Source organism: Saccharospirillum sp., assembly GCF_040881935.1.
GTDB lineage: Bacteria > Pseudomonadota > Gammaproteobacteria > Pseudomonadales > Natronospirillaceae > Saccharospirillum.
Genome location: NZ_JBBECH010000061.1, coordinates 33599 through 60478 on the forward strand (window position 1 = coordinate 33599; position 26880 = coordinate 60478).

The window sequence follows — 26880 nt, forward strand, 5'->3', positions numbered from 1 at the left end:
CTGAATTTCGTATCCATCAGGTGGGTTGGATGTTGCGGTCTAGGCCCCATGGAAGGGTTAACGCCGACCCCGGATCAATACACCCGGTGCCTGTCACGGACCAAAGGCAACAAAGCTAACCGAAGCGCCGAACCCAAAGGTTGTAATAATTGTAATGTGGTTGAAATTTGCCGTTCACGCTGGATAGGCACTGTAGCCCTGAACCTGCCCGCAACCTATTCCGGTGGCAGGCTATGTCGAACCTGACCATTACAACAAGAGGGGTTTTACCATGTCCAATTCCACCTTACGGCGGAGCATTGCCGGCCTGACGCTGGCCGGTGCTCTGGCTGGCGGTATCGCCAGTGCTGAAGAGACCACCATTCGCTGGGCACTGCATCCGGGTGAAGAAGCCGATGCCGTCGTCAATTATTTTGCACCCAAATATTATGAAGAAACCGGTATTCGGGTTATTGGCGAAATACTGCCACCCGATCAACTGCGTGACCGTATGTCTATTGAGGCCATTGGCGGCACGGGCCGCTGGGATCTGGGTTATCACAGCCCGGGCTGGTTCGGCACCTTCGCCGACTATGTGGTCGATCTGACGCCTTACATTGAAAAATACGACTTCGATGTTTCCGCGTATCCGGACCTGGTCGTGGAATCGCACATGCGCAGTTCAGCGCGCCCGGGTGAGTACATTGCACTGCCGACCACACCGGCCGCCCCAATGCTGATTGCCCGTGAAGACTTCTTTAACCATCCGGAAGAACAAGCCGCGTTTGAAGCCGAGTATGGCCGACCACTGGCCATTCCGGAAACCTTCGCAGAGTTGCGTGATGTTGCCGAGTTCTTTACCCGTGATGCTGGCGAGACCGTTGCTGGCGAAACGCTTGAATCATCGCTGTATGGTTGGGCCGACGCACTGGGTTCAGGTAATGGCATTGCCCGAAGCTTTATCGTGATGCTGTATTCAACAGGCTTACAGGGGTTCGACGAGAACTTCCAGACGGACCTCAACGACCCCATTTTGTTGGAAGTAACCGACTACTTTGTTGATATCTCCAAAAACTACGCACCCCGTGAAGCTCAGAACTGGGCATTTCTGGAAGGTTTGAATTACTTCCGGGATGGTCGTTTGGCTATGGCGACCATGTGGCCTCAGGGTATTGCGACGGTCGAAGATCCAGCGGGTCAGGCTGCGGGTAAAGTGGCTTACACACCTTTACCGGAATGGGAAGGTAACCTTGTTGGCTATGACCAGGGTGTACCCTTCCTGGGCGGTGGTGGCGTGCTGGTGTTCGACACCCCTCAGGCCGAAGAAGCGTTCAAGTTTCTAAAGTGGATGCTGCAGGACGAGGAAGTTGAGTGGGCCAGACAGAGCCTGCAGTTCTCCCGTTCCGCGCATTTCACCAATGAATCGCTGCGCACCATGAAACCCTATTTCGAAGACTTCCTGCCTGCCTACGAGCAAACGCTTGAAGCCGTCTTCGTTCGCCAGGGTATTCCCGAGTACGGCGCTGCCATGTGGCAGGGAACCGTAGACTATATCACCGACGTTTTCTCCGGTGATCTGACCGCCGAACAGGCACAGGATCGTTGGGTTCGCAACATAGAACGCACCTTCCGCCGGGCCGGTTACATCGACTGAACTTATCGGAACTGAACCTTTCGGGGCCTGCGGGCCCCGCTTTTTTGACCGGCGTCGGCCGGCGATACCCTGTATTGGAGAAGACCGATGTTTGGTAACCAACACCGATTCACCCGTGGCTGGTGGTTTATTGCCCCGGGTCTAACCCTGATGACACTCATTGTGTGTGTGCCATTGGCCATGGGCTTTCGATTCAGCCTGCACGATGTGTTCCTGTACGATTTTCGCAATCAGTTTTTTGTTGGCCTGGAAAACTACCGCTGGGCTTTTCGTGATCCGTTGTACATCGCCTCACTAAAAACAACGGCCATTTTCACCGCCGGTTGCATGATTATTTCCGTAGGGCTTGGCCTCATACTGGCGTTTTTACTCAGCTCCAAACTGGTGCGCTTCCGTTCTACCTGGATAGCTCTGTTTCTTATTCCCTTTGTAATGACACCGGTTGTCGGTGGCATTGCCTGGCGCTTGTTCATCTGGCAACAGGAGTTCGGTCTGATCAACCAGTTTACCGCTTTGTTTGGTCTGGGCCAGCCCTATTGGTTGCTGGATAGTGAAACTGCGCTCTTAGCGACCATTATATCCAACTCCTGGCACCTGACACCGCTGGCCATTCTGGTGTTTTATGCGGCACTGACCACCATACCGGAAGATTTGTACGAAGCCGCCCGTATGGACGGAGCCACGCCGGTTCAAACCATGTGGCATGTCATTCTGCCGCAGTTGGGGCCACACATTTTGTTTGTGTCGATCATCATCATTACCAGTGCCTTTCGCGAGTTCGACATGATCATGGCGCTGACCGGTGGGGGACCGGGTCGCTCAACCAGTGTGTTGAGTATTTTCGCCTACACCCGTGGTATTTCGAATCAGGATATGGGCATGGCCAACACCGTTGCCTTCACCATGTTCCTCATTATGGCGACCTTCGCCTGGGTCTATATCACCCTCTATCGCAAACTGGAGGCCAAGACATGAGCCGTACATCCAAAGGGTCCATGCATAAATCCTCAACCATCTGGGGTCTGCATATTGCGTTGGCGGTCTGGCTGCTGTTCTCTCTGGCGCCACCCATTATGCTGCTGGCAGCCTCAATGAACGAAACGGCGCTGTTTCGCTCTCCCTGGGATCTGCTGATGCTCAGGGACTTCAGCCTGAACAATTTTACCGTGGCGTTTTCTGAAGGTGACTTCTGGTTCTTTTTTCAGAACAGTCTGATTATCTCTGTTTCGGCCGTGGTCATAACGCTGATTGTCTGCGTGCCGTTGTCATACGGGCTGAACAAGATCAGCCCTCGCCAGAAAGCCATCGTCTCCTTCGGTGTGCTGGCGATGCGTTTCGTGCCTTATGTGGTGTTGGCGTTGCCGCTGTTCCTGCTGTTTGTTCAGTTGGGGCTATCTGGCTCTCGCGTGGGTCTGCTGCTGGCGCATTTGGCGATTCACATACCGTTCGCCACCTGGATGCTGGTCGGCTTTTTCGAAGGGGTACCCAAGGAGCTGGAAGAGGCAGCCATTGTCGATGGCTGTAACCCCTGGCGGCTGTTCTGGAATATTTCGCTGCCCGTAGTACGCTCCGGTATAACGGCGCTGGCGATTTTGGTGTTCATTATGTCCTGGAACGAGTACCTGTTTGCGCTCTTCCTGGCCGGCAGTGATGCCCAGCCACTGACGATTGGTATTACCCGCTTTTTGGGTGGTGCTGAAGTGGGTGCCCAGTATGGTGTTATCGCGGCCTATTCGGTATTGATTATCGCACCGGTCATTTTGTTTGCGCTGGTCGCCAACCGGTACATCGTCAGCGGTATGACAGCTGGTGCCGTTAAGGGGTAGTATCGCTTGGCCAAGGCCAGAGAGGCTGGTCACTTAATTATCAGGACAGGCTAAACCATGACACAGCCGCTGCACATTCTAATCGTAGATGACGATGCCGACATGCGGCTGATGCTGAGCGACGCCCTTTCGGGCGTCGGGTACGCGGTGCACGCGGTTGCCACCGGCCGGGAAATGATGGCCGCACTGGACCGGTACCCCATCGCCTTGCTGATTCTCGACTTGAAGCTGGAGCGTGAAGATGGTCTGCAACTGGCCCGGGATCTGCGCGCGACCAGTGACATTCCGATCATGATGCTGACCGGTAAAGGCACCGATGTAGACCGGATTCTGAGCCTGGAGCTGGCCGCTGACGACTTTCTGATGAAACCCTTCAATGTGCGTGAACTCATGGCCCGCATTCATGCGTTGCTGCGGCGCGCGAAAGCCTTGAACGCCGCGCCGGAAATACCGGCTCAAGTCCGCCAAGGTGTGCGCTTTGGAGGCTGGATGCTTGATTATAACCTGCGCGAACTGACCAACTCGGATGGGCAACGGGTAGATCTTACTTATGCTGAATACAATTTGCTGGAAGCCTTTATCAAATCCCCGTCGCGGATCTGGACTCGCGAGCAACTGATTGAGCAATCCCGGGGGCTGGATGCAACGGTTTACGACCGCACCATTGATGTCCTGATTCTGCGATTGCGCCGGAAAATAGAACCCAACCCACGTCAACCCAAGTACATTCGCACAGAGCGTGGCGTCGGCTATTTGTTTGCCGCCGAGGTAACGCCGCTTGACTAATCTGCGCCAGCGTTCGCGGGTCACCATTTTAATGATGGCGGCACTGACGCTGGGGCTGGGTATTGTTGGCTGGTGGGCACTGCAGCAAACCGAACGCACGGCGAATGAGGTACAAAGCCAGACACTGGTCAATGTCTCGGTGATTCTTGGCCTGGCCGAGCGTGCGGCTCAAATTGCAGCGCTGGGACCCTACATTGGCGAGTCAGCCGTACCGTTTCAGTTACAGGCTGAACGTAGGGAGCTGGAAGACCGTTTTGACCTGCTCAGAAACCGGGTTCTGACCATTACAGATCTGGCGTTTCGAACCGAGATGCAGCAAAAGATTCAATCGTTGAACGATCGGTTTCAACAACTGACCGACGTGGTTGAAGTAGAGCTTTTTATTCGTGAAGACATTCGCGCGATTCAGTTCGAACTGAGTGAGTGGTTGCGGCAACTCATGCAACCGGGTAACGATCGCATTCAAAGCTCAAATTCGCTGGCGGTTTACACCCAGTTTTTGCAAGCGGATTTTACCCAGCCGTACCAGGCCGAACATCAGATAGAAACGGTCAGACAGGCCACCCTGAACAGCCTGGAAGCAATAACGCTGGAGCCGGGTGTGTTGCCGATATTGCGCGAACTGGTGAATTCCAGTGCCGATAAACTGCAGGAGCGTGCCCGTGTTAATGCTCAGAAAACCCTGCTGTTTGCCAGTATTCGTGCCGAGTCTGAACGCCTGACCGAGTCTGTTCAGGGGTTTGTTGCCCGGGTTCAGGAAGACATTGCCAGCCAGCGGGAGCAAATTACCGCCGCCGTTCAGCGTGGCCGACTGGGCATTATGCTGGTCTCGTTGCTGGCGTTTTTGTCGTTGCTTGAAGGGTTTTGGTTTATGTCCCGTATGACCCGGGATCTGAAAACCGTCACCGATGAAATGACGCAACTGGCCGACGGCAGTACCGAAGAGCGGGAGCTGGTGATCGAACGCAAGGATGAAATCGGCGACCTGGTTCGCTCTTTTGGTGTGTTTCGTCGGGCCTCACTCGATCTGGTTCGTCTCAGTGGTGATCTGGAATCGCAGAAACGTCTGCTGGAGACCGTGTTCAATACCATTAACGACGGCCTGAGTGTGTTTTCCAGTGACCAGCATTTACTGGCCTGGAACGAGCGTTATCTGGAGTTGTTTGAACTGCATGGCCAGGATATTTACATCGGTATGCCGTTGCGCGATGTGCAGCAATTAATGAATCAGTACCCGCACAAGAATTACAGCCTAGACCGTCAATTGCTGGATATGGATTCCATCAACGATCTGCGTGCCCGGGAAGCGCACTTGTTTGAACGCCAGTACGACAGCGGCAAGGTAATCGAGTTTCGCAGCCAGCCGATGACTGACGGTGGTTTTGTTACGCTGTATACAGACATGACCGACCGCCGGGCGATTGAAAGTCAGTTGCAACAGTCTCAGAAAATGGAAGCGCTGGGTCAGTTGATCGGTGGCGTGTCTCACGATTTTAACAACCTGCTGGCGGCGCTGGTGGGTAATTTGCAATTGCTGCACACCTCCGACCGGCTCACCGATAAAGACCGCACTTACGCAGAACGCGCCATGGGCATCGCCGAGCGGGGTACTCATCTGGTTGAGCGTTTGCTGGCCTTTGCCCGGCGCCAGCATCTGCACCCGGAACGGGTGGATGTGCCCGCCTTAATAGAAGGCATGGTGGATCTGATCGAATACAGTGTGGCCCCCAATGTCGATGTGGTGCTGGATCTGGACGATGATGCGCCCGAAACCTGGATCGATCCGTCGCAACTTGAAAACGCCTTGCTGAACTTGGCCATCAACGCCAGTGCCGCCATGCCGGACGGTGGTCAGTTAACCTTAAAAGTACGCGCAACGGGACACCAGGTAACCGATAAAATTGAGGTGCAGGTGTCAGACACTGGCAGCGGCATGTCGCCCGAGGTGATGCGCCGGGTGTGGGAACCGTTTTTCACCACCAAGGCCGTCGGGCAGGGCAGCGGCCTGGGGTTAAGCCTGGTTTATGGCTTTGTGCGCCAGTCCGGTGGGGATGTGTTATTGGAATCCCAGCCCGGCAAGGGCACGCGCGTTCGGCTGTTTCTACCCCGTCCCGGTTTGAATGGCCCTGAACAGGAAGACAGGGCCGAAGTGCCTGTACCACCGGTGGTGCTGAGTCCCCGTGAAACCGTTTTGCTGGTGGACGACGATGCGTCTGTGTTGCAGCCCTTGCATGACGCCATGCATTATCTGGGGTTTGGCACGCGCGCGGTCAGTTCGGCCGAGGCGGCGCTCGCCTGGGTGACCGAGCATTATGAAACACTGGGCGCGGTGCTGACTGATGTGAATCTGGGCGGTGAGATCAGCGGAGTAGACCTGGCCAATCAGTTGGAGTTGGATTTTCCGGATTTGCCAGTGGTACTGACCTCCGGGCTGCCCCGAGAACATCTGGAGCAGTATTTTCGCTTGCAGCCGCATCATCGTTTGCTGGCCAAGCCGGTGCGTCTGGCACAATTGAATGAGGTATTTCAACGTGAGTCCTGATCAGAAGCGGTTCAGTCAGCGGGTCAGTCTCGTGGCAGCAGTGTTGCTGTTGGTTCTGCTCGCCAGTCCGGTTCACCTGGTAGCCCAGACGCCCATGCCTTCCCGGGTTACCATTCTGGTAAATGATCTGGGCAACGATTATTTCCAGGTTCTCAGCCGAAGCGTGCGCCGCACTGCACTGGAATGGTTTGGCAACCACGTCCGGGTGACGGTGGTGTCGAGTGGTTACGATGTTGAGCGCCAGCGTCAGCAACTGAATTCACTGATGGCTGTAGAACCGTCACTGGTGGTCTTGTCGGCGGCCGACCCTAATGCCCTGAGTGCTGAGGTTCAGGCACTCCAGGCATTGGGGCACATTGTTATCGCGGTGGATGTTCAAGCCAGCGGCGCCTTGATCACCATCACCACCGATAACTGGGACGCCGGTTACCGGGCCTGTCAGCACCTGGCGCGGGCGTTGAATGCGAAAGGCAAGGTTGCGCTGCTGGACGGGCCGCCGGTATCGTCGATCAGCGAGCGGTTGGAAGGGTGTCAGGCGGCCCTGTATTATTTCACCAACGTTGAAGTGGTAGACCGGGAGAACAGCGGCGCCAGTTATGTGGGCGGGATTGAAGCAATGAGCCGGCTGATGAGCCGCAATCCGGATCTGGACGGTGTGTTCAGCATTAATGATCCGGCGGCGCTGGGTGCCAGTGCCGCCGCGACCCTGCAAGGCAGAACCGATTTGCTGATCGCCTCGGTGGATGGTTCGCCTGCCTTTGCCGCTGCATTGCGTGAATCAGAAGGGCCGTTACTCACCAGCGCGGCACAGTTTCCACAACTGATGGGCGCTCGCGCGATTGTATTCGGTTTGCAGATGCTGCGTACCGGTAATTACACACCTCAGGAGCATCGCATTCCGGTCCAGTTGATCACCCGCGACAATACGGATGAGTTTTGCGAATGGCAAAATTGTGCGGGCATCGATCAGAACACCAGCGTGCCTTAAGCTTGTTTTCGCGGCAGGCAACCGATACCTTTGCGGCCAAGTGGGCTGTTCGGACAGGCTTCGCGATACTCTGCCTTTTTTCAGGGCACTCTTGATTAGGACAAACACTTTTCTATGACTTCTGTAATTATCGGCCCCGTCAGCCTGCCCATTGGTTACATCATGCTGATGTTGGCCTTTGGGATTGCCATTCTCGTCGGTAGCCTGGTGGGCCGCCGTACCCGCAGTTCTGTGATTTCAAAGCTCGGCGATATTTTCCTGGTGACGGTGGTTGTGGCGCGCCTTGGGTTTATCGTGCGCTATTTCGAGTTCTACCGGGATGACTGGTTGGGCATGATCGATATCCGCGATGGCGGCTTTGACCCCTGGTTTGGCCTGGCAGGCACGGTGCTGATGGCGGCGTACTGGTATTGGCGTCATGCCGATGTGCGCAAGCCACTGGCCATTGCCGTTAGCGCTGGCGTAATTGCCTGGGTCGGCATCTGGAGTGGCGTACAGATGGTGGGTTATCCCAATGCCGATGTGCCGGAGCTCGAACTGGTTGATCTGCAAGGCCAACCGCAAAACCTGGCTGTGGTCGGTGCCGGCGGACCAAGAGTCGTTAATCTCTGGGCCACCTGGTGCGGCCCCTGTGTGCGGGAGATGCCGGTGCTGGAGGCTGCTCAGGAAGAATACCCCGAGGTAACGTTCATCTTCGTCAACCAGGCCGAGAGCCCGGCCAGGGGGCTGGCGTTTCTTCGTGAGCAGGGCCTGAACCTGCGTCACAGCTATTACGACCTGCGAGCTGAATTACCGACGATAGTTCAGAGCCGGGGGCTACCAACCACGCTGTTTTACGACGCCAGCGGCACCCTGCAAGACACCCACGCCGGTGAGTTATCACGCGCAACGCTTGCCCGGGGGTTAGTCAGGATACTGCCGGAAGATTGAGGAGCCTCTGAACAACTCCCCCAGGGCTCTGCGCGAGCTAAAACGTTCTGCCACAAGGCGCACCTCGCAGCGCAATGGCCGTAGCCCTTGTCAAGAAGTGTCTCCTTAAGTCCCTGCCTGAGTCCTAAATCCTTTTGGTGTAGCGCCAGTTAGTCGCTTAAAAAACCGCGAAAAATAGGCCGGGTCAGAAAAGCCGAGTTCATCGGCAATCTGGTTGATGGTCAGGCCGCTGTAGACCAGTCGTCGCTTGGCCTCGAGGATCTGGCGTTCGTGAATCAGTGCCAGTGCCGGCTTGTTGACCGCCTGGCGGCACACAGCGTTCAGATGGTTGGCCGTGATACCAATGTTGTTTGCATAGTCAGCCACGCCCCGGGACTCTCGAAAATGCGTTTCGATCAGGTCGCTAAACCGGCCGAAATGGTCCTGGGCGGCGGGGGTGTCATGGGTGTCTTGCGGGCGGGCCTGGCGCAGCAGCCAGACGAATAGGCTGCTGAGCAGAGATTCCAACAATACCTGCCGCCCCAGACCATCGCTTTGGTATTCCTGATTGATGATTTCGAACAGCCGCTCGATATCGCTGCGCCGTTGCGACACCGAGATGCGGTGGCGCACGAATTCGCTGAAAAAGGCGTGTAACTCGGGTAATGATTGTGCCAGCTTGTGTACCAGGGGATGTGCCAGCGTCAGCACATAGCCTGCAGCCTTAGGCCCAAAGGCAAAGCCATGAATCGACATCTCAGGCACGATCACCAGGCTGCCCGCGTCGAGATGATACTGCTGGGCATCCTGTTGCAGCACCGCATCGCCCGCATTCAAGTACAGTAATTGATACAAGCCCCGGTGGCGGTGCGGTTTGATCACCCAATCGTGCAGGCGGCTGCGATCGGCAATGGCCTCGCAATGCAGCAAGTCCGGCGTCAGCCAGGCGGCCTGTTCACCATAGAGCTTGAACACGGGAATGGGTTTTGGCTCGGCCATGGATGCGCTCATCCTGTAAATTGATGGATAATTGTCCAGATATCCATCAAAAGTACAAGAAAAACCCTGTTTTGTTCCTTCTTTTGCCTTCTCTGTCGACTAAAAATACCAGCATAAGAAAACACAGCCTATAAAAACGTTGGCTGTCGCTTCCCAATGCGTGCTACACCGCCCAAACAGGAGTACTGAACATGAAGACCCAAGTCGCAATTATCGGCGCTGGCCCCTCGGGCTTGCTGCTCGGCCAGTTGCTGCACCGCAAGGGCATCGACAACGTCATTATCGAGCAGCGCAGCGAAGACTACGTGCTCGGCCGCATCCGTGCCGGTGTACTGGAGCAGGGTATGGTGGATCTGCTGCGTGAAGCGGGTGTCGATGAACGTATGGATCGGGAAGGTCAGGTGCATGAAGGCTTTCACATGTCATTCGATAACCGTCTGGCTCGGGTTGATTTGAAAAAGTATTCCGGTGGCAAAACCGTTATGGTCTATGGCCAGACGGAAGTCACCAAAGACCTGATGGATGCCCGCAAAGCGGCAGGTGCCCAGTCCGTGTATGAAGCCGAAGATGTGGCCCTGCATGGCATCGATACCGATAAACCAACGGTGACGTTCACCAAGAATGGCGAGCAGGTAACACTCGAATGCGATTACATTGCCGGGTGCGATGGCTATCATGGTGTGTCCCGTAAAACAGCGCCGAAAGACGTTCTGAAAACTCATGAGCGCATCTATCCATTTGGCTGGCTGGGCGTGCTGTCCGATACTCCGCCGGTCGACGATGAACTGATTTACGCCAACCACGAACGGGGTTTCGCACTCTGCTCAATGCGTTCCAGTACCCGCAGTCGTTATTACATTCAGGTAGAGCTGGATGAGAAAGTCGAAGACTGGCCAGACGAGCGGTTCTGGGAAGAACTTAAGCGCCGTTTACCGGAAGATACGGCTGCCCGGCTGGTTACGGGGCCCTCGATCGAAAAAAGCATCGCACCGTTGCGCAGCTTCGTTGCCGAGCCGATGAAATTCGGCCGCATGTTTCTGGTCGGCGATGCCGCGCACATTGTGCCACCGACAGGTGCCAAAGGTCTGAACCTGGCGGCGAGTGATGTCTACACGCTGTACCACGCCATGATCGGGGCCTATCACGATGGCAAACCGGAGTTGCTGGATAAATACTCCGATATTGCTTTGCGCCGCATCTGGAAAGCCGAACGTTTCTCCTGGTGGATGACATCGATGCTGCACAAGTTCGACGAAAATACCTTTAACCAGAAGATGCAGCTGGCTGAGTTGGATTACTTCACAGGGTCTGAAGCGGGGCTTACGGTGATTGCTGAAAATTACGTCGGCTTGCCGTATGAGAAGGTCGAGTAACTGACAACAACATAAGAGGTAACCACTGAAACAGTGACCGGTGTCAGGTACTCTGCGGGAGGGCGTGGGTCCGCATGGATGCGGACCGCCGAGCGTACATGGATGTACTTGCAGCGTCCCTCCCGTAGAGTACCTGACACCGGTCGCGAACCACTGGCAAAAGGTGCTATCCAATAGGTGGTAAAAGCAACCACCGCCCTCAACCCTTTTCCATATCCTCCATATCCTCCATATCCTCCATATCCTCCAGCTCCTCCCCGCAGAACCGACAATATTCCGCATCGATCTCATGGCCGGTTTTACCGCAGCCGTGGCAACTGCGATTGTCGCGCTGGGTTCGTAAATGAGTGGCCAGTTCAGCGGTGTATATGCCGGTGGGTACCGCGATGATGGCGTAACCGGTGATCATCACCGCCGTAGAAAGCATTTGGCCAAGCGGGGTAAGGGGGGTTATATCGCCGTAACCGACGGTGGTGAGGGTAACGATAGCCCAGTAGATGCTTTTGGGAATTGAGGTGAAACCGGCCTCGGGGCCTTCAATCAGATACATGAAGGTACCGAAGACCACGACCATGGTAACGACGCTGTAGAGAAACACCAGAATCTTGCGTTTACCGGTGCGCAACGCCTGCATCAGCATTTCGGCTTCGCTGACGTAACGAATCAGCTTTAGCACACGAAAAACGCGCAGAATGCGCAGTATTCGAATCACCAGCAGCGAATTGATACCCGGTATCAGCAAGCTGAGGTAGGTCGGTATGATCGATAGCAAATCGACAACGCCGTAAAAGCTCGTAGCGTATTTTAGCGGGTGGCGAACACTGACCAATCGTATCCCGTATTCAAGTGTGAATAACAGCGTGAAAAACCATTCTATGCCAATCAGTTGCGACTGGTATCGGGCATTGATCGAGCCGACTGTCTCCAGCATCACGGCCGCCACGCTGAGCAGAATCGCTAAAATCAGCACCACGTCGAACAGCTTACCGGGTTTTGATTCCGCGCCAAAAATAATGTCGTTCAGGGCCAGTCGCCACGGAGCCATCGGCTCCGGGGCAGCCTCTTCTTCAGGTAACCGCTCCCGGTCTGCGTGTGGCGGTAAAATGTGAAACCGGTCTGTTCGACGCTGACCCATTAAAACGCTTCACCAACGCTGATCGCAAAGCCAAAGCTTTCCATATCGACCAGGCCAAAATCGGCACGGATGTTAAAGCGTGAATCGGCAATGGTGGAATAACGGATGCCACCGCCGACGCTGGTATGGAAGCGGTCGACGCCGAGTCCGCTCAATTCACCGGCGACCTGGGCGGTGTCGAGGAAACCCGTCACAGCCCAACGCTGGGTCAGGGTCATGCGGTATTCCGATTGCAGCCCGAGCAAGTGATGATCTGACCAGAGGTTGCCGTTGGCGCCGCGCAAGGTGCTTGCACCGGCTGGCCGGGGTAAACGGCTGAAGGGGGTGGTTTTGCAGCCGAAGTCATAATTGGCACCCAGTGCTATGACGTCATCGCCCAGGGCGATGTAATGACCAACATCGGTTTCGATGGTGCCGAAATTGCTGTCACTGCCCAGGAATTCGAAATACTGGCGGCCGGTGATGCTGGCCTGGCTACCTGCGGTTGGCCAGTCTCTGTCGTTGCGGGTATCCCATCGGGCTGTCAGGCCAAGACCGCTGTAAAAGCCGCCTTCATAGCCACGTTGGTCGCCGCTCAGCAGAGGGTCGCTGGTATCGTCTTTAATGGTTTCGTTGTCGGCGAACACGATGCCGCCGATGTGCAGGGTTGGCGTGACCCGGTAGGCCGCGCCGAACTCGGATTCAAAGGTGGTAAGGTCGTAGATCTCCTCGTCGTCATCAAAGCCGGTATCGTTGCCTTGCTCATAGTAAGGCGTTGGCCAGTACTTGCCGCCCAACGTGCCATATAAGTTCCAATCGCCGCCGGCAACGTAGAAATCGGGCCAGATATAAGCCTGGAACTGGCTTTTGGTCGTGCCCTGGAGCAGTAATTCAAGCCGGTCCTGAGGTTTGTTCAGGCTGGTTTGTTCGAACTGACGCATGACATAGGCGCCGTATTGGAAGCCGGTCTCCGGGCTGGACCCGATGGCGGGGAGCAACACCCAGTTGGCGGGTTTCAGGTTTTCGGCCTGAACACTGCCCAGGGCGGCCGTCAGGGTAAGCAGAGATAAGATTTTTATTTTCATTGGGTACTCGATTCAATGTAGCCGGTGATGAACACCACTATAACCAGCCAATCTGGCTGCGAAAAGGTGAAAAGTGCCCTGAAACCCCAGTGAATGGGGTAGAACTCCATAAGTGACTGCAGAAGAAGCGGTTATTTGTCGATGTACTCTCATAATGATTCATCGCAGTTGGTGGTTCGGTTGAGTTATACGCTAAAAGCGCCGGTGCAAGCAGAAGCCCCGCCGGTACGATCTGTTCGAGTACCGGTCAACCTATTCAGAGTGATGATGTTGCGCCAGCGCCCAGCGGATGTGTTCTTGAACCAGCGGGCTCGATGCCGGGTACCGGTGTTGCAGTGCATCTACAACCGAGTCGCTGGTCGGTGCGTTGCCCAGCGCCACGGCCAGGTTGCGCTGCCATTGTTCATAGCCAATGCGGCGGATCGCCGAGCCCTCTGTGTTGCTCAGGAATGTCTTTTCATCCCAGTTGAACAGGGCCAGCAGGCTGATGTTGTCAAGCGAGTGTCGGGGCTGAAAGTCGGGCTCCCGGGTGGGTTGGCTGAAACTGTTGAACGGACAGACGATCTGGCAATCGTCACAGCCATAGATGCGGTTGCCCATCTTGCTGCGCAGTTCGACCGGAATAGAGCCGCTGTGTTCAATGGTCAGGTAACTGATGCATTTGCTCGCATCGAGTACGCCGGGCTCAACGAAGGCCTCAGTCGGGCAATCGGTCAGGCACCGAGTGCAACTGCCGCAATGCCGGGTTTCAAAAGGCGCGTCCAGCGGTAAAGGCAGATTGGTAAACAGTTCCCCCAGAAAAAAGTAGCTACCGGCTTCCTGGTTCAACAGCAGGGTGTTTTTGCCGAGCCAACCCATACCGCTTTGCTGGGCGAGCTGGCGCTCCAGCACGGGCGCACTGTCGACAAAGGCCCTGAAACCGTGCTCACCGACCCAGGTCTCGATCGTTTTGCCCAGCTGGGTGAGCCGCTTGCGCATCAGCTTGTGGTAGTCACGGCCGAGCGCATAGCGTGAGATGTAGGCCCGGTTGGGGTCGTTCAGTGCGGCCTGCATATCGCCCTCGGGCCGGTAATCCATGCGTACGGAAATCGAGCGCAGTGAGCCGGGGTGTAACTCGGCCGCGTCGAAGCGCTTGTCCAGATTGCGGGTCATCCAGCTCATAGTGCCGTGGTAGCCTGCATCCAGCCAGGCCAGGTAGCGTTCGCGGTGGGCTTCGGTGGTGCCTGTGCCGATGTGGGCCGCTTGAAAGCCTAGCGCGGCCGCTTCGGATTTGATGTGTTGCGTCAGGTGAACCAGATCCAGACTCGGAATGCTGTGGGTGTTAGCGGGCATGCAACGATGGCCAGATTGGAAACAGGGTGTAAAGTGTGCGGCCAGAACCGACGATAGACAACCCATAGGTTCCGCACCGTTGGCACCTTGATGTTACACTTTGTGTGTTTGTGTTCGGAATGGCCGGGTTCGAAGGAGTAACAGAGCATGGTGTTGTCCATTACTGTTAATGAAATCGCCATGGCGTCAGTCGGCCAGCATGTCGCAGCGGCCGTGCGCGCCGAAGGCGGTGGCATCGTTTATCTCGATGGAACGCTGGGCATGGGGAAAACCACGCTGAGCCGTGCTGTTATTCAAGCCTGTGGCTGGGCGGGCAAGGTGAAGAGCCCAACTTATACCCTGCTTGAACCCTATGAGTGCGACGGAATAACCGTGGTTCATTTTGATTTGTACCGCCTGGCCGACGCCGAAGAACTCGAATTTATGGGCCTACGCGATTATCTGCTGCCCAATACCCTCTGGCTAGTGGAATGGCCCGAGCGCGGCGCTGGCGTGTTGCCTGAGGCGGATGTCGTGGTACATTTTAGCGATGCAGGGGCCAGCGATGGCAGCGACGGTCGTCTGCTCAGGTTTGAAGGTGCTACTGCTGCGGGGCAGCGCATTGTAGATCATCTGAGCCTACCGCTGGCCGGGCATGCGCTGTGATGGTCCGGTGGCTGGCGCGATGCAATTATTAATGGGACAGTTAATGAAACAGTGGTTTGTGAGCCTGGCGGTACCCCTGTTGGTGCTGGTGGGTCTGGTCAGTGTGCCTGGTAGCGTTTGGGCCGCTGAAATTGAAGACGCCCGTATCTGGCCCGCGCCAGACAATACCCGGCTGGTGTTCGATCTGAGCGGCCCGGTCGAGCATCGGGTGTTTGTGCTGTCTAACCCGAGCCGGGTGGTGGTGGACATCAGCGATGTGTCGCTGAGTACCGATTTGGCGCGGCTGTCGCTGGACAACAGCGGCGTATCACGCATTCGCAGCGCCCAGCGCGATGGCGGTGAGCTGCGCGTGGTGCTGGATTTGTCGACCCAGCTGAGTCCGCGCAGTTTCGCGCTGCGCCCTAACGAACAATATGGGCATCGGTTGGTGCTCGATCTTGAGCGGCCTCCGGGCCTTTCAATGGAGCCCAGTGAGCGGCAGGTGAGCCGCAGTGCTGATGATCTGTCGAACCAGCAGCGCAACATCATTATCGCTATTGACGCCGGTCACGGCGGCGAAGACCCGGGCGCGATTGGTGGCCGGGGCACGCGCGAAAAAGACGTGGTGTTGGCTATTGCCCGCGAGTTGTACAGTCAGTTGGATGGGATGCGCGGCTACGAACCTGTACTGATGCGCACCGGTGATTATTACCTTTCATTGCAGCGCCGCAGAGAGCTGGCGCGGGAGAAACGGGCGGATCTGTTTATCTCGATACACGCCGATGCCTTTACCGACCCCCGAGCCTCGGGCGCTTCAGTGTTTGCGCTTTCATCCAGCGGCGCGACCTCCGCCATGGCCGGGTACCTGGCCAATCAGGAAAACGCGGCCGATGTTATCGGTGGTGTGAACGGCATCAGCCTGGAAGACAAGGATGAAATTCTGCGCTCCGTGCTGGTGGATTTGTCGATGACGGCGACATTGCGCTCCAGTCTGGATGTTGGCAGTGACATTCTCGGTGAGATGAAGCAGGTGGCGCGCATGCACAAGGCCAGCGTTGAACAGGCCGGTTTTGCCGTGTTGAAATCTCCGGATGTGCCGTCTGTACTGGTTGAAACCGGCTTTATTTCCAACCCGACAGAAGAAGCTAACCTGGGGTCGGCCGGGTATCGCCGGCAGTTGGCGACGGCCATCCGTCAGGGCGTGACTCGGTGGTTTGAGCGTAATCCGCCTCCGGGTACCTGGGTTGCCTGGCAAAAGCGCGAAGTGGGTACGTTGCGCCGCTATGTGGTGGTCAGCGGCGATACGCTGTCGGGCATTGCCTCACGCAATAACACCTCGGTCAGTCGGTTGCGGGAAGTTAACCAGATGAACGGCACCGCCATTCGCATCGGTCAGGTGATTCTGATTCCCCAGGGTTAGTCTTGGGTTAGAATCTCGAATATCGGCGTTAGCAACCAACTGAGTCCAGGTGCCGGGGGTGCCTATCCGGGGAAGTCCGCAACATGGATGTTGCGGTCTAGGCCCCATGGACGGGTTTACGCCGACCCCGGATAGGCACCCCCGGTGCCTGGCACGGACTCCTGGCAATACAGCGAAACCAAACTCCGGAACTTAAGTAATTAAAGGTTATTGCATGCGTCGAATATTAACGCTCTCTCCCCGGCTGGCTAACCAGATAGCGGCGGGTGAAGTGGTTGAACGACCCGCTTCGGTGGTGAAAGAGCTGGTTGAGAACAGCCTGGATGCCGGTGCTACACGCATTGATGTCGAGGTTGAGCAGGGTGGCGTCAAGTTGATGCGTATTCGCGACAATGGTTCCGGTATCCTCCGGGACGATCTGGCGATGGCACTGAATCGTCATGCTACCTCCAAAATTCACAATCTGGATGAACTTGAAGCGGTTGCATCGCTGGGTTTCCGGGGCGAAGCGCTGGCGAGTGTTGCCTCGGTGTCGCGGCTGATGCTGACCTCGAAGCCGGCCGATCAGGCTGAAGCCTGGCAGGTGAATACCCATGGGCAGGATATGAATACCGAAATTCTGCCGGCCGCCCATACCGATGGCACTACGGTGGAAGTGCGCGACCTGTTCTTCAATACCCCGGCACGGCGCAAGTTCATGCGCACCGAAAAAACCGAATATAATCACTTGGAAGAAGTGGTCAAGCGCCAGGCACTGGCGCGATTTGACGTCGGTTTCAGCCTGCGCCACAACAACAAGACGATCCACTCACTGCGCCCGGCGACGACCCAGGCCGAGCAGGAACGTCGGGTTGCACAGTTGCTCAGCCCCGACTTTATGAACAATGCCCTGGTGATCGAGGCCGAAGCCGCCGGCTTGCGACTGACCGGCTGGGTCGGCTTACCGACCTTTTCCCGGTCGATGGCGGACATGCAGTATTTCTTCGTCAATGGCCGTGTGGTGCGCGATAAAGTGATCTCGCACGCCGTCAAACAGGCCTACCGGGACGTGCTGTACCATGGTCGCCAGCCTTGCTTTGTGCTTTATCTGCAACTCGACCCCGGCGGGGTCGATGTGAATGTTCACCCCACCAAGCATGAAGTGCGGTTTCGTGATCAGCGGCTGGTGCACGACTTCCTGTTCCGGCAATTACACCGGGCGTTGGCCCAGGTGAGACCGGACGCAGACACCGATCCGTCCCGGGCGCAGTCGCCCTCGCACGAGGCTTTTCGTCCACAGGCCACGGGTGCCATGGCGGGCGAATTTGGCGGGCAACAGCGCATGGATATGTCGCCGCCGTCGTCTGCAGCGGGCAGCTATGGTCGGACTGAAGTAGGGGGGCAGGCCGCGTCGGTGGCCGATCAAATCGGCTTCTATCAGGCGTTGTATCCGTCGGCTTCTGCATCATCGCCGTCTGAACGAGCGTCTATTGATGCTTCAAACCGGCCCGCCCAACCTCTGCCCGATGTCGATGGTGATGTGCCACCGCTGGGGTTCGCGGTGGCCCAGTTGCACGGCATTTTTATTCTGTCGCAAAGCCAGCATGGTCTGATCGTGGTCGATATGCATGCCGCTCACGAGCGGATCACCTACGAACGCATGAAACGCCAATACGACCAGCAAGGTCTGCAGGCGCAGCCGGTTCTTGTTCCGCAGAAATTCTCGGTCAGTGAGCGCGAAGCTGACGCCGCTGAGGAGTTTGCCCACTTGCTGGTGCAGTTCGGGTTGGTGATCGAGCGCCTGGGTCCGGAAACCCTGATCGTGCGTCAGACCCCGGTGTACCTGCAACAGGCGGACATCGAACCATTGGTGCGCTCGGTGCTGGCCGATTTTATTGAGCATGAAACCTCGGATGCGATTGTCGCCCGTCGCGATGAAATACTGTCGAGCATGGCCTGTCATGGCTCAGTACGCGCCAACCGCAAGCTGACCATTCCCGAAATGAACGCCTTGTTGCGCGATATGGAGCGCACCGAGCGCAGCGGTCAATGCAATCACGGCCGCCCGACCTGGACTCAGCTGTCTCTGGATGAGCTGGACAAACTCTTCATGAGAGGGCGCTAGGTGACCACGATGGCGCCAGCCAACAAGCCCCCGGCTATTTTCCTGATGGGCCCGACCGCCGCCGGGAAGACTGACCTGGCGCTGTCGCTGGTAGAGGCGGGGCAGTGCGAGATTATCAGCGTCGATTCGGCCCAGGTTTATCGCGGTATGGACATTGGCACCGCCAAACCGGATGCCGCCATCCTGCAGCGAGCGCCCCACCACCTGATTGATATCTGCGACCCGGCCGACAGTTACAGCGCCGCACAGTTCCAAGCGGACGCGCTGGCGGCTATGAACGACATTCATCAGCGTGGCCGGGTTCCATTACTGACCGGTGGCACCATGCTGTATTTCAAGGCATTGGTGGAGCCGCTCGCGGCCATGCCCCCGGCGGATGAGGCCGTGCGCCAAGCGCTGCAGGCGCAACTGGACAGCGGGGGGCTGGCGCCGCTATTGAATGAGCTGGAAGTCGTTGATCCGCAGGCGTATGCGCGGATAGACCGACAAAATCCGCAACGTGTTTTGCGCGCCCTGGAAGTCTACCGGATCAGTGGCCGGCCAATCTCAGCGTACTGGGCCGAATCGGTGAATGACGGCAAAGGCCGTCTGGCTGAAACTGCAGCGGAAGCGTTCCCCTGGCAACTGATACAACTGGCCGTGATACCAGGAGATCGGGCAATATTGCATGAGCGAATTGCCCGGCGTTTCCAGCAAATGCTGGACCAGGGCTTCGAGCAGGAAGTGCGTGCACTGATGGCACGGGGAGATTTGCACGCTGATCTGCCCAGCATTCGTGCAGTGGGTTATCGCCAGATGTGGCAGTACCTTGAAGGTCAGATTGATCATTCGACCCTGATCGAGACCGGAGTGGCCGCCACCCGTCAACTGGCTAAACGGCAATTGACCTGGTTGCGCAAATGGCCGGAACTGGCGGTGCTGGATCCAACTGGGCCCGGAGGGGATCGCCGCATTATTGACCAAACGTGGCAAATCTTGCGTAAATCGGGACTTTAGTGCACGAATTGCATCCACATCACCTTGAATTTCGCCTACAATTCCACATTATCTTGCGGATTGTGAAGTGATCTGGCTGGCTTTGGTTGGTCAGACAGTTTCAACCCAGACTTTTTGTCGACCCAGGGCACGTTGATTTGCGTATCCAGTGTTCCGCTAGTCCGATTCAATTCGGTCAAGTGGTATACCCTTACCAGATTGCGATGTCGATGGTGACGCTGGCGCAATCCATCAATGGCAAGCCGGGTGCAGGAACGTCCAGTGACGTTCGGCACTGTCGGAAGGCCCATAAACGATTACTATAATCCTTCGTTAAAAGGAGTTCGACATGTCAAAGGGGCATTCGTTACAAGACCCTTTCCTCAATGCGCTGCGGAAAGAACGTATTCCGGTTTCAATCTTTCTGGTAAATGGGATCAAACTGCAAGGGCAGATTGAGAGCTTCGACCAGTTTGTCATCCTGCTGAAAAACACGGTGAGTCAGATGGTCTACAAGCATGCCATCTCCACTGTGGTGCCAGCGCGTAATGTTAAAATTCCTCATGAAAGCGAAGAAGTCACCATCGAGTGACGGCGTTGTCATGCAGGCCAGCCCGGTCGATGATCGGGTATCGGAGAATCTGATTGTTTTTTGAACGTGTCGAAGGCGGGGACCGGGCCATACTGGTCCACGTCGATTTTCCCGAGTCTGCCAATCGGGAAGACCCCCAGGAATTTGAAGAACTGGTGACGTCCGCCGGGGCCACAGCTGTGGCCACTCTGGGCGGTTCCCGGTCTGCGCCGCACCCGAAATATTTTGTCGGGTCGGGTAAACTTGAAGAAATTAAAGCGGCGGTTCAGGCAACCGGAGCCGAGGTGGTGCTGTTTAATCACAGCCTGTCACCGTCACAGGAACGCAACGTCGAGCGTGCGGTGGAATGCCGGGTACTGGACCGCACTGGCCTGATTCTCGATATTTTCGCCCAGCGGGCGCGAACCCACGAAGGTAAACTCCAGGTCGAACTGGCCCAGTTGCAGTACCAGAGCACACGCTTGGTACGAGGCTGGACTCACCTGGAACGCCAGAAGGGCGGTATCGGTCTGCGTGGCCCGGGTGAAACCCAGCTGGAGACGGACCGTCGCTTGCTGCAGGTTCGCATCAGCACTATTCACCGTCGGCTTGAAAAGGTTGAAAAGCAGCGTGATCAGGGCCGCCGCGCACGGACCCGGTCGGACACTCCGACGATTTCGCTGGTGGGTTACACCAACGCTGGCAAATCGACTCTGTTTAATGCCCTGACGCAAGCTGAGGTGTATGCCGCCGATCAGCTGTTTGCGACACTCGATCCCACCCTGCGCCGACTGAGCATTCCCGACATGGGTGACGTGGTGCTGGCAGATACCGTGGGCTTTATCCGACATCTGCCGCACAAGCTGGTTCAGGCCTTCAAGGCGACGCTTCAGGAAACGGCGGACGCCGATTTGCTGCTGCATGTGGTCGATTGTGCCGATGAAGACCGTATAGAGAATATGGAGCAGGTTGAGCTGGTGTTGGAAGAGATTGGCTCGCTGGACCTTCCCCGGCTGGAAATTTTCAATAAGATTGACCTGCTCGACGACTTTGCCCCGGCCATTGAACGCAATGACCAGGGGCGTCCAGTGCGGGTCTGGGTGTCGGCGCAAACCGGTCAGGGCCTGGCATTGATTCAGCAAGCTATTGCAGAATGCCTTGGTGACGAGATTATTGCGCGTAAAATCAGCCTGAAACCGAACGAATCGGCTTTAAGGGCTGCACTCTATCAGTACAATGCGGTACTGTCTGAAGATTACGATGCACAGGGGTTGTCGGTCCTGGATATACGAATCCAGAAAAAAGACTTTAAACAGCTGCTGAAGAAAAACGGGCTTGATGCGGAGCGGTTCGGTGTGAGCGAACCCCGGGAATTTTTTGAGTTGTGACGGTCGTCGGTGTTTGGCCGGTGTCCATCAACCCAACCTTTATCATTTGAAAACGGAGATGACCATGGCGTGGAATGAACCACCAAATGGCAACAACAATAACGATCAGGATCCCTGGGGGAACCGGCGCCGTAAAGGCAACGATGGTCCCCCGGATCTCGATGAAATTTTCAAACAGGTCAACGAGAAACTGAACAAGTGGCTCGGTGGCAAAAAGAAAGGCGGGGGTGGTTCCAGTGGCTCGGGTGGCTCCGGAGCCAGTTTTGGTGCCATTCTGGGCATTTTGTTGGTTGTGGTGCTGGCTTATGCCGCCTATGACTCCATATACACGGTCGACGAATCTGAACGAGCTGTAATTTTGCGCTTGGGTGAGTTCAGCAGCATTCAGCTGCCTGGTCTGCATTTCAAGGTGCCATTCATTGACCGAATTGATCAGAAAGTGAACGTTACCGAAGTGCGCAGCCTGCGTTTGCAGGAAAGCATGCTAACCGGTGACGAGAACATCGTATCGGTTACCATGACGGTGGAATACCGTGCCGCGGACGCTCAGAAATTTGCACTGAACGTACAGCAGCCGGAAACCAGTCTGGCCAATGCCGCCGAATCGGCCTTGCGCCACGTCATCGGTTCGGCCACGCTGGAGCAGGCATTGACCGTGGGTCGTGACCAGATTCAGCTCTCGGTGCGTGACCGGCTGCAGAATTATCTGAACCTTTATGATGTGGGTATTGAACTGGCCCAGCTGAACATCAACGACACCTCGCCACCACAGCAGGTGCAGGCCGCGTTCGATGATGTTATTACCGCACGTGAAGACCAGCAACGACTGATCAACGAAGCTCAGGCCTATGCCAACCAGATTTTACCGGTGGCTCAGGGTCGTGCGCGTCGTCAGTTGGAAGAAGCCCAGGCCTACCGCGAACAGGTGGTTGCCAATGCAACGGGTGAGGCCGATCGTTTCTCCGATATTCTAGGCGCTTATAGTGAAGCACCGGAAGTAACGCGTGAACGTCTCTACCTGGAATCGATCTCGCGCATCTATGCTAACAGCAGTAAGGTTTTGGTGGATGTCGAGGGTGGTAACAACATGATGTACCTGCCACTGGATCAGTTGCGTCGCAATGCAAGTGGTGGTGGTCAGAGCTCAGCCAGCCAGATTGGCAGCCCGGCCGGTTCTAACATGAATAACTTGTCGAACAGCGATGTGCGGAGTCTGACTGATCAGATTTTGCGTGAAATCGACCGTCGGCGAGCAAACTGAGGAGGCTGAACTATGGGTACTCGTAATACAATCCTGCTCGCCGTGCTCGCGTTGGTTGTCTTTGTTGGCTTGCAAAGCGTTTATGTAGTGAGCGAGAAAGAGCGCGCGATCAAGCTGCGGTTCGGTGAAGTGGTTGCCGCCGATGTGGAGCCAGGCTTGCAGTTCAAGGTGCCGTTTATCGAGAACGTGCGCAAATTTGAAGCTCGTCTGATCACTCTGGATAGCGAAGCAGAGCGTTTCATTACCAGTGAACAGAAAGGTCTTGAAGTAGATGCCTATATTCAATGGCAAATCGACGATGTGCGTCAGTTCTACACCGCCACCAGTGGCGGCGATTTCTTCCGCGCCAACACAATTCTGGGTAACCGGGTAAACTCTGCCCTGCGCGACGCCTTCGGTCGTCGCACCTTGCGTGAAGTTGTATCTGGTCGGAGCGAGAACCAGCCGCTTTCGACCGGAACCGAGATTGAAGATGAAGGTGAGCGGGACCGTTTGCTGCGTGAAGTAACGGCCGATGTGGATAGCTTTGCCCGCAGCGGTCTTGGCATCCGGGTAATCGATATTCGTGTAAAAGCGATTGACCTGCCACAGGAAGTTTCTCAGGACGTGTTCAGCCGGATGCGCTCCGACCGCCAGCAGGAAGCTCAGTTGTTCCGGTCTAACGGTGAGCGGGAAGCCGAAGAACTTCGGGCATCCGCTGACCGCCAGGAAACGGTGATTCTGGCTAATGCGTTTCGCGAGTCCGAACAGATTCGCGGTGAAGGTGATGCTGAAGCCTCCCGGATTTATTCAACAGCCTATTCGGCCGATGAGGAGTTTTATAGCTTCTATCGCAGTCTTGGCGCTTATGAGCAAAGTTTTGGTGGCGATGGCGACATCCTGTTGCTGGAACCGGATAATGATTTCTTCCGTTACCTGCAGTCCAAGGGCGGCGTTCCGTCTCAGGATCAACAATAGCTTGGTAGGCTTTCCCCAAATCCGGTGAAATAGTTTAAAAAAGGGTTGGGGGTCGAGCATTGCAAGTGTAGAATCCGTTAACCGGGCCATGTGCCCGGTTTTTTTGTGCCTGGTGTTGGCAAATGGCAGCTTGGTCCGGCTAATTTGGGGCCTTTGGTACGTCCACAACGCCCGGTAAAATCCTGATTGAATGAATGGGAACGTGTTTCGGCATGACCATAGCAGAACGCTGGCTGTTGCCCGACGGTATCGAAGAAGTCCTACCGCCGGAAGCCGCACGAATTGAGGCTTTGCGCCGACTTCTACTCGACGAATACCGTACCTGGGGCTACGACCTGGTGATTCCGCCGAGCGCTGAATATCTGGAATCGCTGCTGACTGGCGTTGGGCACGACCTCGACCTGCTTACCTATAAGATCACCGATCAGGTCAGCGGCCGTTTGATGGGTCTGAGTGCCGATAACACCCAGCAGGTCGCGCGGATGGATGCGCACAGCCTGCCGCGTACCGGGGTGGCTCGCTATTGCTATTCGAGCAACGTGTTGCACACCAAAGCGACGCATCTGTTGTCATCGCGCAGCCCCATCCAGATTGGTGCTGAACTGTATGGCTATTCCGGGATCGACAGTGACATCGAGATTGTTTCGCTGATGCTGACGTCGCTGTCCCGGGCCGGGCTGGCCAACGTAACGCTAGATCTGGGTCATATCGGCATTTACCAGGCTTTGATAGAAGCATCTGGTCTGGAAGGCGACGACCCAACGGTACTGTTCAGGTTGTTGCGCCACCGCTCATTGCCGGAACTGAATCGCTGGCTGGAAACGGCGCCACTGACAGACAACTTCAAGCGCTGGTTCGGGTTATTGCCGAAGTGCGCTGGTACGCTGGATCAGTTGGCTAACTGGCCAGAACAGTTTGCTGGTGCACCCGACGGTGTGCTGGCGGCGCTGGAAACGCTGACTCGGATTGCGCAGGCACTGAAAGCCCGCTTCCCGGAACAACTTATTCACCTGGATCTGGCTGAATTGCGAGATTATAACTATCACACCGGGCTGGTGTTCTCGGCCTTTGTGCCCGGCTTCGGTCAGGCGGTTGCCAAGGGTGGCCGTTATGACTCGACCGGTAAGGTATTCGGCCGTGCGCGACCGGCCACGGGCTTTTCCAGCGACCTGAAGATTCTGGCCAGTCAAACCCGTGGTCGTTGGCAGGAAGCGGCGGGCATACGGGCACCGGCGGTGTCCGACCCGGTACTGATTGACCGGATCGGCCAATTGCGGGCGTCGGGTGAGCGAGTCATTCAGGTGTTTACCGACCAGGCGGTTCCGCAAGAGCTGGGCTGTGACCGGGAGCTCGTGCTAGAGCAGGGCGACTGGCAGGTGAAGCCGCTGACATAAGGCAACCAGCCGCTGTTTGCCCTGGCTTTTTTAGGCGGCCAAAAATTCCATACATGTTATCAACTACAGGCAAAAAACGATGGGTAAAAATGTTGTCGTACTCGGTACCCAGTGGGGAGACGAGGGCAAGGGTAAGATAGTCGACCTGCTGACGGAAAAAGCGTCAGCTGTGGTGCGCTTTCAGGGCGGGCACAACGCCGGCCATACCTTGGTTATTGACGGTGTCAAAACCGCATTGCACCTAATTCCGTCGGGCATTCTGCGCCAGGGCGTCAACTGCATCATCGGCAACGGCGTTGTGCTGTCCATTGAAGCGCTATTGAAGGAAATGGCCATGCTCGAAGAGCGTGGCGTTCCGGTGCGTGAGCGACTGCGTATCAGCTATGGCTGCCCATTGATTTTGCCGGTACACGCAGCGCTCGACCAGGCGCGGGAAAACCGCCGTGGTGAGGCCAAAATCGGCACCACAGGTCGTGGCATTGGCCCTGCCTACGAAGACAAGGTTAGCCGTCGCGGTGTACGGCTGGGCGATGTGTTTCAGCCCGGCTTTGCCGACAAGGTCCGGGAGTTGATGGATTATCACAACTTCGTACTGACTAATTATTACGGCGTAGATGCTGTCGATGTTGAGCAGACCCTGACTGAAGTGATTGAGCAGGCGCAAAGCATTCGCGACATCACTGTTAACTCGGTTGGCCTGATTCACAGCATCCGTGAGCAGGGTGGCGACATCATGTTTGAAGGGGCCCAGGGCTCGCTGCTGGACATCGACCACGGTACCTACCCTTATGTTACCTCCTCCAACACCACCGCTGGCGGTGTTGCGACCGGCTCCGGCGTTGGGCCGCTGTACCTTGACCAGATCATGGGCATCACCAAGGCCTACACCACCCGCGTTGGCTCAGGCCCGTTCCCGACGGAACTGTTCGATGACGACGGCAAATACCTGGCCAAACAAGGCAATGAATTCGGCACCACTACCGGTCGTCCGCGTCGCTGCGGCTGGTTCGATGCCGTGCTGGTCAAGCACAGCATTCGCATCAACAGCATCAACGCCATTTGCCTGACCAAGCTCGACGTGCTGGACGGCCTGAAAACAGTCAAGGTATGCATGGGTTATCGGGATGAAGAGGGTAACGATGTTGAGTGGCCGGAATCGGCAGAAGCCTTTGCCCGGGTTACACCGGTGTACGAAGAGCTGCCAGGCTGGGATGAATCCACCGTGGGTGCCAGTGAGCTGAGCCAGCTTCCACAGGGCGCACGGGATTACATCGCCTACCTGGAAAAGGCCATCGGCGCGCCAATCGACATCGTCTCAACCGGCCCGGACCGAATTGAAACCATCGTACTTCGCCATTCGTTCGATATTCAGTAAGGGTCACCTCCGGGGGCACTGGCCCGCAGCGACTACCGGTGGTACCTCTGTGGGGTCGGCGTGAATCCATCCATGGAGCCTAGGCCGCAGCATCCCTGCTGCGGACTACCCCACAGAGGTACCACCGGCGTCCGCTGCTTACACTGTGCAAACCTTGAAACGTGAAGTCGAATTCTAAGAGCCGGTTTCCAGTCCGTTGAGCCGGCTCCACATCTCTCTGTTTT

22 protein-coding genes are annotated in these 26880 nt (G+C 56.4%); 18 read left to right on the top strand and 4 right to left on the bottom strand.

From position 1 onward, the window contains the following. Positions 1-271 precede the first annotated feature (271 nt). From WEB54_RS11675 to WEB54_RS11705, 7 genes are all read left to right on the top strand, one after another. Positions 272-1633 carry an ABC transporter substrate-binding protein gene (locus WEB54_RS11675; protein ID WP_368055802.1) on the top strand — a complete coding sequence of 454 codons (1362 nt, stop codon included), beginning with the start codon at positions 272-274 and terminating at the stop codon, positions 1631-1633. An 87-nt stretch (positions 1634-1720) separates the two neighbouring features. Then, a complete protein-coding gene (locus WEB54_RS11680; protein ID WP_368055804.1) occupies positions 1721-2608 on the top strand; it encodes a carbohydrate ABC transporter permease in 888 nt (295 codons plus the stop codon). Further along, the gene (locus WEB54_RS11685; protein WP_368055806.1) at positions 2605-3459 is read left to right on the top strand and encodes a carbohydrate ABC transporter permease; all 855 of its coding nucleotides are present in this window, start codon (positions 2605-2607) and stop codon (positions 3457-3459) included. Before WEB54_RS11680 ends, WEB54_RS11685 begins: the two co-directional genes overlap by 4 nt. Before the next feature lie 57 nt (positions 3460-3516). Further along, entirely contained in the window at positions 3517-4245 is a 729-nt protein-coding gene (locus WEB54_RS11690) for a response regulator (RefSeq protein WP_368055808.1), read from the top strand. Beyond that, complete coding sequence (locus tag WEB54_RS11695; protein ID WP_368055810.1) at positions 4238-6787, top strand: PAS-domain containing protein; 2550 nt, start codon at positions 4238-4240, stop codon at positions 6785-6787. Before WEB54_RS11690 ends, WEB54_RS11695 begins: the two co-directional genes overlap by 8 nt. Next, on the top strand, positions 6777-7775 hold the full coding sequence (locus WEB54_RS11700; protein ID WP_368055812.1) for a substrate-binding domain-containing protein: 999 nt from the start codon (positions 6777-6779) through the stop codon (positions 7773-7775). Before WEB54_RS11695 ends, WEB54_RS11700 begins: the two co-directional genes overlap by 11 nt. Before the next feature lie 114 nt (positions 7776-7889). Next, positions 7890-8705: a redoxin family protein gene (locus tag WEB54_RS11705; RefSeq protein WP_368055814.1), complete on the top strand. Its 816-nt coding sequence runs from the start codon at positions 7890-7892 to the stop codon at positions 8703-8705. A gap of 105 nt (positions 8706-8810) precedes the next feature. Here the strand turns inward: WEB54_RS11705 and WEB54_RS11710 are convergent, their stop codons facing one another. Further along, the gene (locus tag WEB54_RS11710) at positions 8811-9683 is read right to left on the bottom strand and encodes a helix-turn-helix domain-containing protein (RefSeq protein ID WP_368053290.1); all 873 of its coding nucleotides are present in this window, start codon (positions 9681-9683) and stop codon (positions 8811-8813) included. Between the two features lie 191 nt (positions 9684-9874). On the opposite strand from WEB54_RS11710, the gene pobA reads away from it, so the two are divergent. Further along, the gene (pobA, locus tag WEB54_RS11715; protein WP_368053288.1) at positions 9875-11056 is read left to right on the top strand and encodes a 4-hydroxybenzoate 3-monooxygenase; all 1182 of its coding nucleotides are present in this window, start codon (positions 9875-9877) and stop codon (positions 11054-11056) included. A gap of 199 nt (positions 11057-11255) precedes the next feature. On the opposite strand, the gene WEB54_RS11720 is transcribed toward pobA, so the two are convergent. The 3 genes from WEB54_RS11720 to queG form a co-directional block, all read right to left on the bottom strand. After that, entirely contained in the window at positions 11256-12101 is an 846-nt protein-coding gene (locus WEB54_RS11720; protein ID WP_368055867.1) for an ion transporter, read from the bottom strand. Positions 12102-12190: 89 nt separating this feature from the next. Continuing rightward, on the bottom strand, positions 12191-13255 hold the full coding sequence (locus WEB54_RS11725; protein ID WP_368053286.1) for a BamA/TamA family outer membrane protein: 1065 nt from the start codon (positions 13253-13255) through the stop codon (positions 12191-12193). A gap of 252 nt (positions 13256-13507) precedes the next feature. Further along, entirely contained in the window at positions 13508-14587 is a 1080-nt protein-coding gene (gene queG / locus WEB54_RS11730) for a tRNA epoxyqueuosine(34) reductase QueG (RefSeq protein ID WP_368053284.1), read from the bottom strand. A 147-nt stretch (positions 14588-14734) separates the two neighbouring features. Between queG and tsaE the strand changes: the two genes are divergently transcribed. The 10 genes from tsaE (at position 14735) to WEB54_RS11780 (ending at position 26656) form a co-directional block, all read left to right on the top strand. Then, positions 14735-15232 carry a tRNA (adenosine(37)-N6)-threonylcarbamoyltransferase complex ATPase subunit type 1 TsaE gene (gene tsaE / locus WEB54_RS11735; protein WP_368055816.1) on the top strand — a complete coding sequence of 166 codons (498 nt, stop codon included), beginning with the start codon at positions 14735-14737 and terminating at the stop codon, positions 15230-15232. A gap of 43 nt (positions 15233-15275) precedes the next feature. Further along, positions 15276-16631 (top strand): N-acetylmuramoyl-L-alanine amidase, encoded by a 1356-nt coding sequence (locus WEB54_RS11740; protein WP_368055818.1) that lies wholly within the window; start codon positions 15276-15278, stop codon positions 16629-16631. A 214-nt stretch (positions 16632-16845) separates the two neighbouring features. Then, complete coding sequence (gene mutL, locus WEB54_RS11745) at positions 16846-18735, top strand: DNA mismatch repair endonuclease MutL (RefSeq protein WP_368055820.1); 1890 nt, start codon at positions 16846-16848, stop codon at positions 18733-18735. Between the two features lie 9 nt (positions 18736-18744). Then, positions 18745-19731, top strand: coding sequence for a tRNA (adenosine(37)-N6)-dimethylallyltransferase MiaA (miaA, locus tag WEB54_RS11750; RefSeq protein WP_368055822.1), 987 nt, complete (start codon positions 18745-18747; stop codon positions 19729-19731). Between the two features lie 328 nt (positions 19732-20059). After that, positions 20060-20302 carry an RNA chaperone Hfq gene (gene hfq / locus WEB54_RS11755; protein ID WP_028669518.1) on the top strand — a complete coding sequence of 81 codons (243 nt, stop codon included), beginning with the start codon at positions 20060-20062 and terminating at the stop codon, positions 20300-20302. 53 nt (positions 20303-20355) lie between these two features. Continuing rightward, positions 20356-21669, top strand: a complete 1314-nt coding sequence (gene hflX / locus WEB54_RS11760) for a ribosome rescue GTPase HflX (RefSeq protein ID WP_368055825.1) — start codon at positions 20356-20358, stop codon at positions 21667-21669. Between the two features lie 64 nt (positions 21670-21733). Further along, a complete protein-coding gene (gene hflK / locus WEB54_RS11765; protein WP_368055827.1) occupies positions 21734-22930 on the top strand; it encodes an FtsH protease activity modulator HflK in 1197 nt (398 codons plus the stop codon). A gap of 12 nt (positions 22931-22942) precedes the next feature. Beyond that, on the top strand, positions 22943-23887 hold the full coding sequence (hflC, locus tag WEB54_RS11770) for a protease modulator HflC (protein ID WP_368055829.1): 945 nt from the start codon (positions 22943-22945) through the stop codon (positions 23885-23887). Positions 23888-24099: 212 nt separating this feature from the next. Then, a complete protein-coding gene (locus WEB54_RS11775) occupies positions 24100-25281 on the top strand; it encodes an ATP phosphoribosyltransferase regulatory subunit (protein ID WP_368055831.1) in 1182 nt (393 codons plus the stop codon). A 79-nt stretch (positions 25282-25360) separates the two neighbouring features. After that, positions 25361-26656: an adenylosuccinate synthase gene (locus WEB54_RS11780; RefSeq protein WP_368055833.1), complete on the top strand. Its 1296-nt coding sequence runs from the start codon at positions 25361-25363 to the stop codon at positions 26654-26656. The last annotated feature ends 224 nt before the right edge of the window (positions 26657-26880 follow it).

Excerpts from the sequence above, each read along its gene's own strand:
- WEB54_RS11675 (WP_368055802.1), top strand. The coding sequence starts at position 272 with ATGTCCAATTCCACCTTACGGCGGAGCATTGCCGGCCTGACGCTGGCC.
- WEB54_RS11680 (WP_368055804.1), top strand. The coding sequence starts at position 1,721 with ATGTTTGGTAACCAACACCGATTCACCCGTGGCTGGTGGTTTATTGCC.
- WEB54_RS11685 (WP_368055806.1), top strand. The coding sequence starts at position 2,605 with ATGAGCCGTACATCCAAAGGGTCCATGCATAAATCCTCAACCATCTGG.
- WEB54_RS11690 (WP_368055808.1), top strand. The coding sequence starts at position 3,517 with ATGACACAGCCGCTGCACATTCTAATCGTAGATGACGATGCCGACATG.
- WEB54_RS11705 (WP_368055814.1), top strand. The coding sequence starts at position 7,890 with ATGACTTCTGTAATTATCGGCCCCGTCAGCCTGCCCATTGGTTACATC.
- WEB54_RS11710 (WP_368053290.1), bottom strand. The coding sequence starts at position 9,683 with ATGGCCGAGCCAAAACCCATTCCCGTGTTCAAGCTCTATGGTGAACAG.
- pobA (WP_368053288.1), top strand. The coding sequence starts at position 9,875 with ATGAAGACCCAAGTCGCAATTATCGGCGCTGGCCCCTCGGGCTTGCTG.
- WEB54_RS11720 (WP_368055867.1), bottom strand. The coding sequence starts at position 12,101 with ATGGCTCCGTGGCGACTGGCCCTGAACGACATTATTTTTGGCGCGGAA.
- WEB54_RS11725 (WP_368053286.1), bottom strand. The coding sequence starts at position 13,255 with ATGAAAATAAAAATCTTATCTCTGCTTACCCTGACGGCCGCCCTGGGC.
- queG (WP_368053284.1), bottom strand. The coding sequence starts at position 14,587 with ATGCCCGCTAACACCCACAGCATTCCGAGTCTGGATCTGGTTCACCTG.
- tsaE (WP_368055816.1), top strand. The coding sequence starts at position 14,735 with ATGGTGTTGTCCATTACTGTTAATGAAATCGCCATGGCGTCAGTCGGC.
- WEB54_RS11740 (WP_368055818.1), top strand. The coding sequence starts at position 15,276 with ATGAAACAGTGGTTTGTGAGCCTGGCGGTACCCCTGTTGGTGCTGGTG.
- mutL (WP_368055820.1), top strand. The coding sequence starts at position 16,846 with ATGCGTCGAATATTAACGCTCTCTCCCCGGCTGGCTAACCAGATAGCG.
- miaA (WP_368055822.1), top strand. The coding sequence starts at position 18,745 with ATGGCGCCAGCCAACAAGCCCCCGGCTATTTTCCTGATGGGCCCGACC.
- hfq (WP_028669518.1), top strand. The coding sequence starts at position 20,060 with ATGTCAAAGGGGCATTCGTTACAAGACCCTTTCCTCAATGCGCTGCGG.
- hflK (WP_368055827.1), top strand. The coding sequence starts at position 21,734 with ATGGCGTGGAATGAACCACCAAATGGCAACAACAATAACGATCAGGAT.
- hflC (WP_368055829.1), top strand. The coding sequence starts at position 22,943 with ATGGGTACTCGTAATACAATCCTGCTCGCCGTGCTCGCGTTGGTTGTC.
- WEB54_RS11775 (WP_368055831.1), top strand. The coding sequence starts at position 24,100 with ATGACCATAGCAGAACGCTGGCTGTTGCCCGACGGTATCGAAGAAGTC.
- WEB54_RS11780 (WP_368055833.1), top strand. The coding sequence starts at position 25,361 with ATGGGTAAAAATGTTGTCGTACTCGGTACCCAGTGGGGAGACGAGGGC.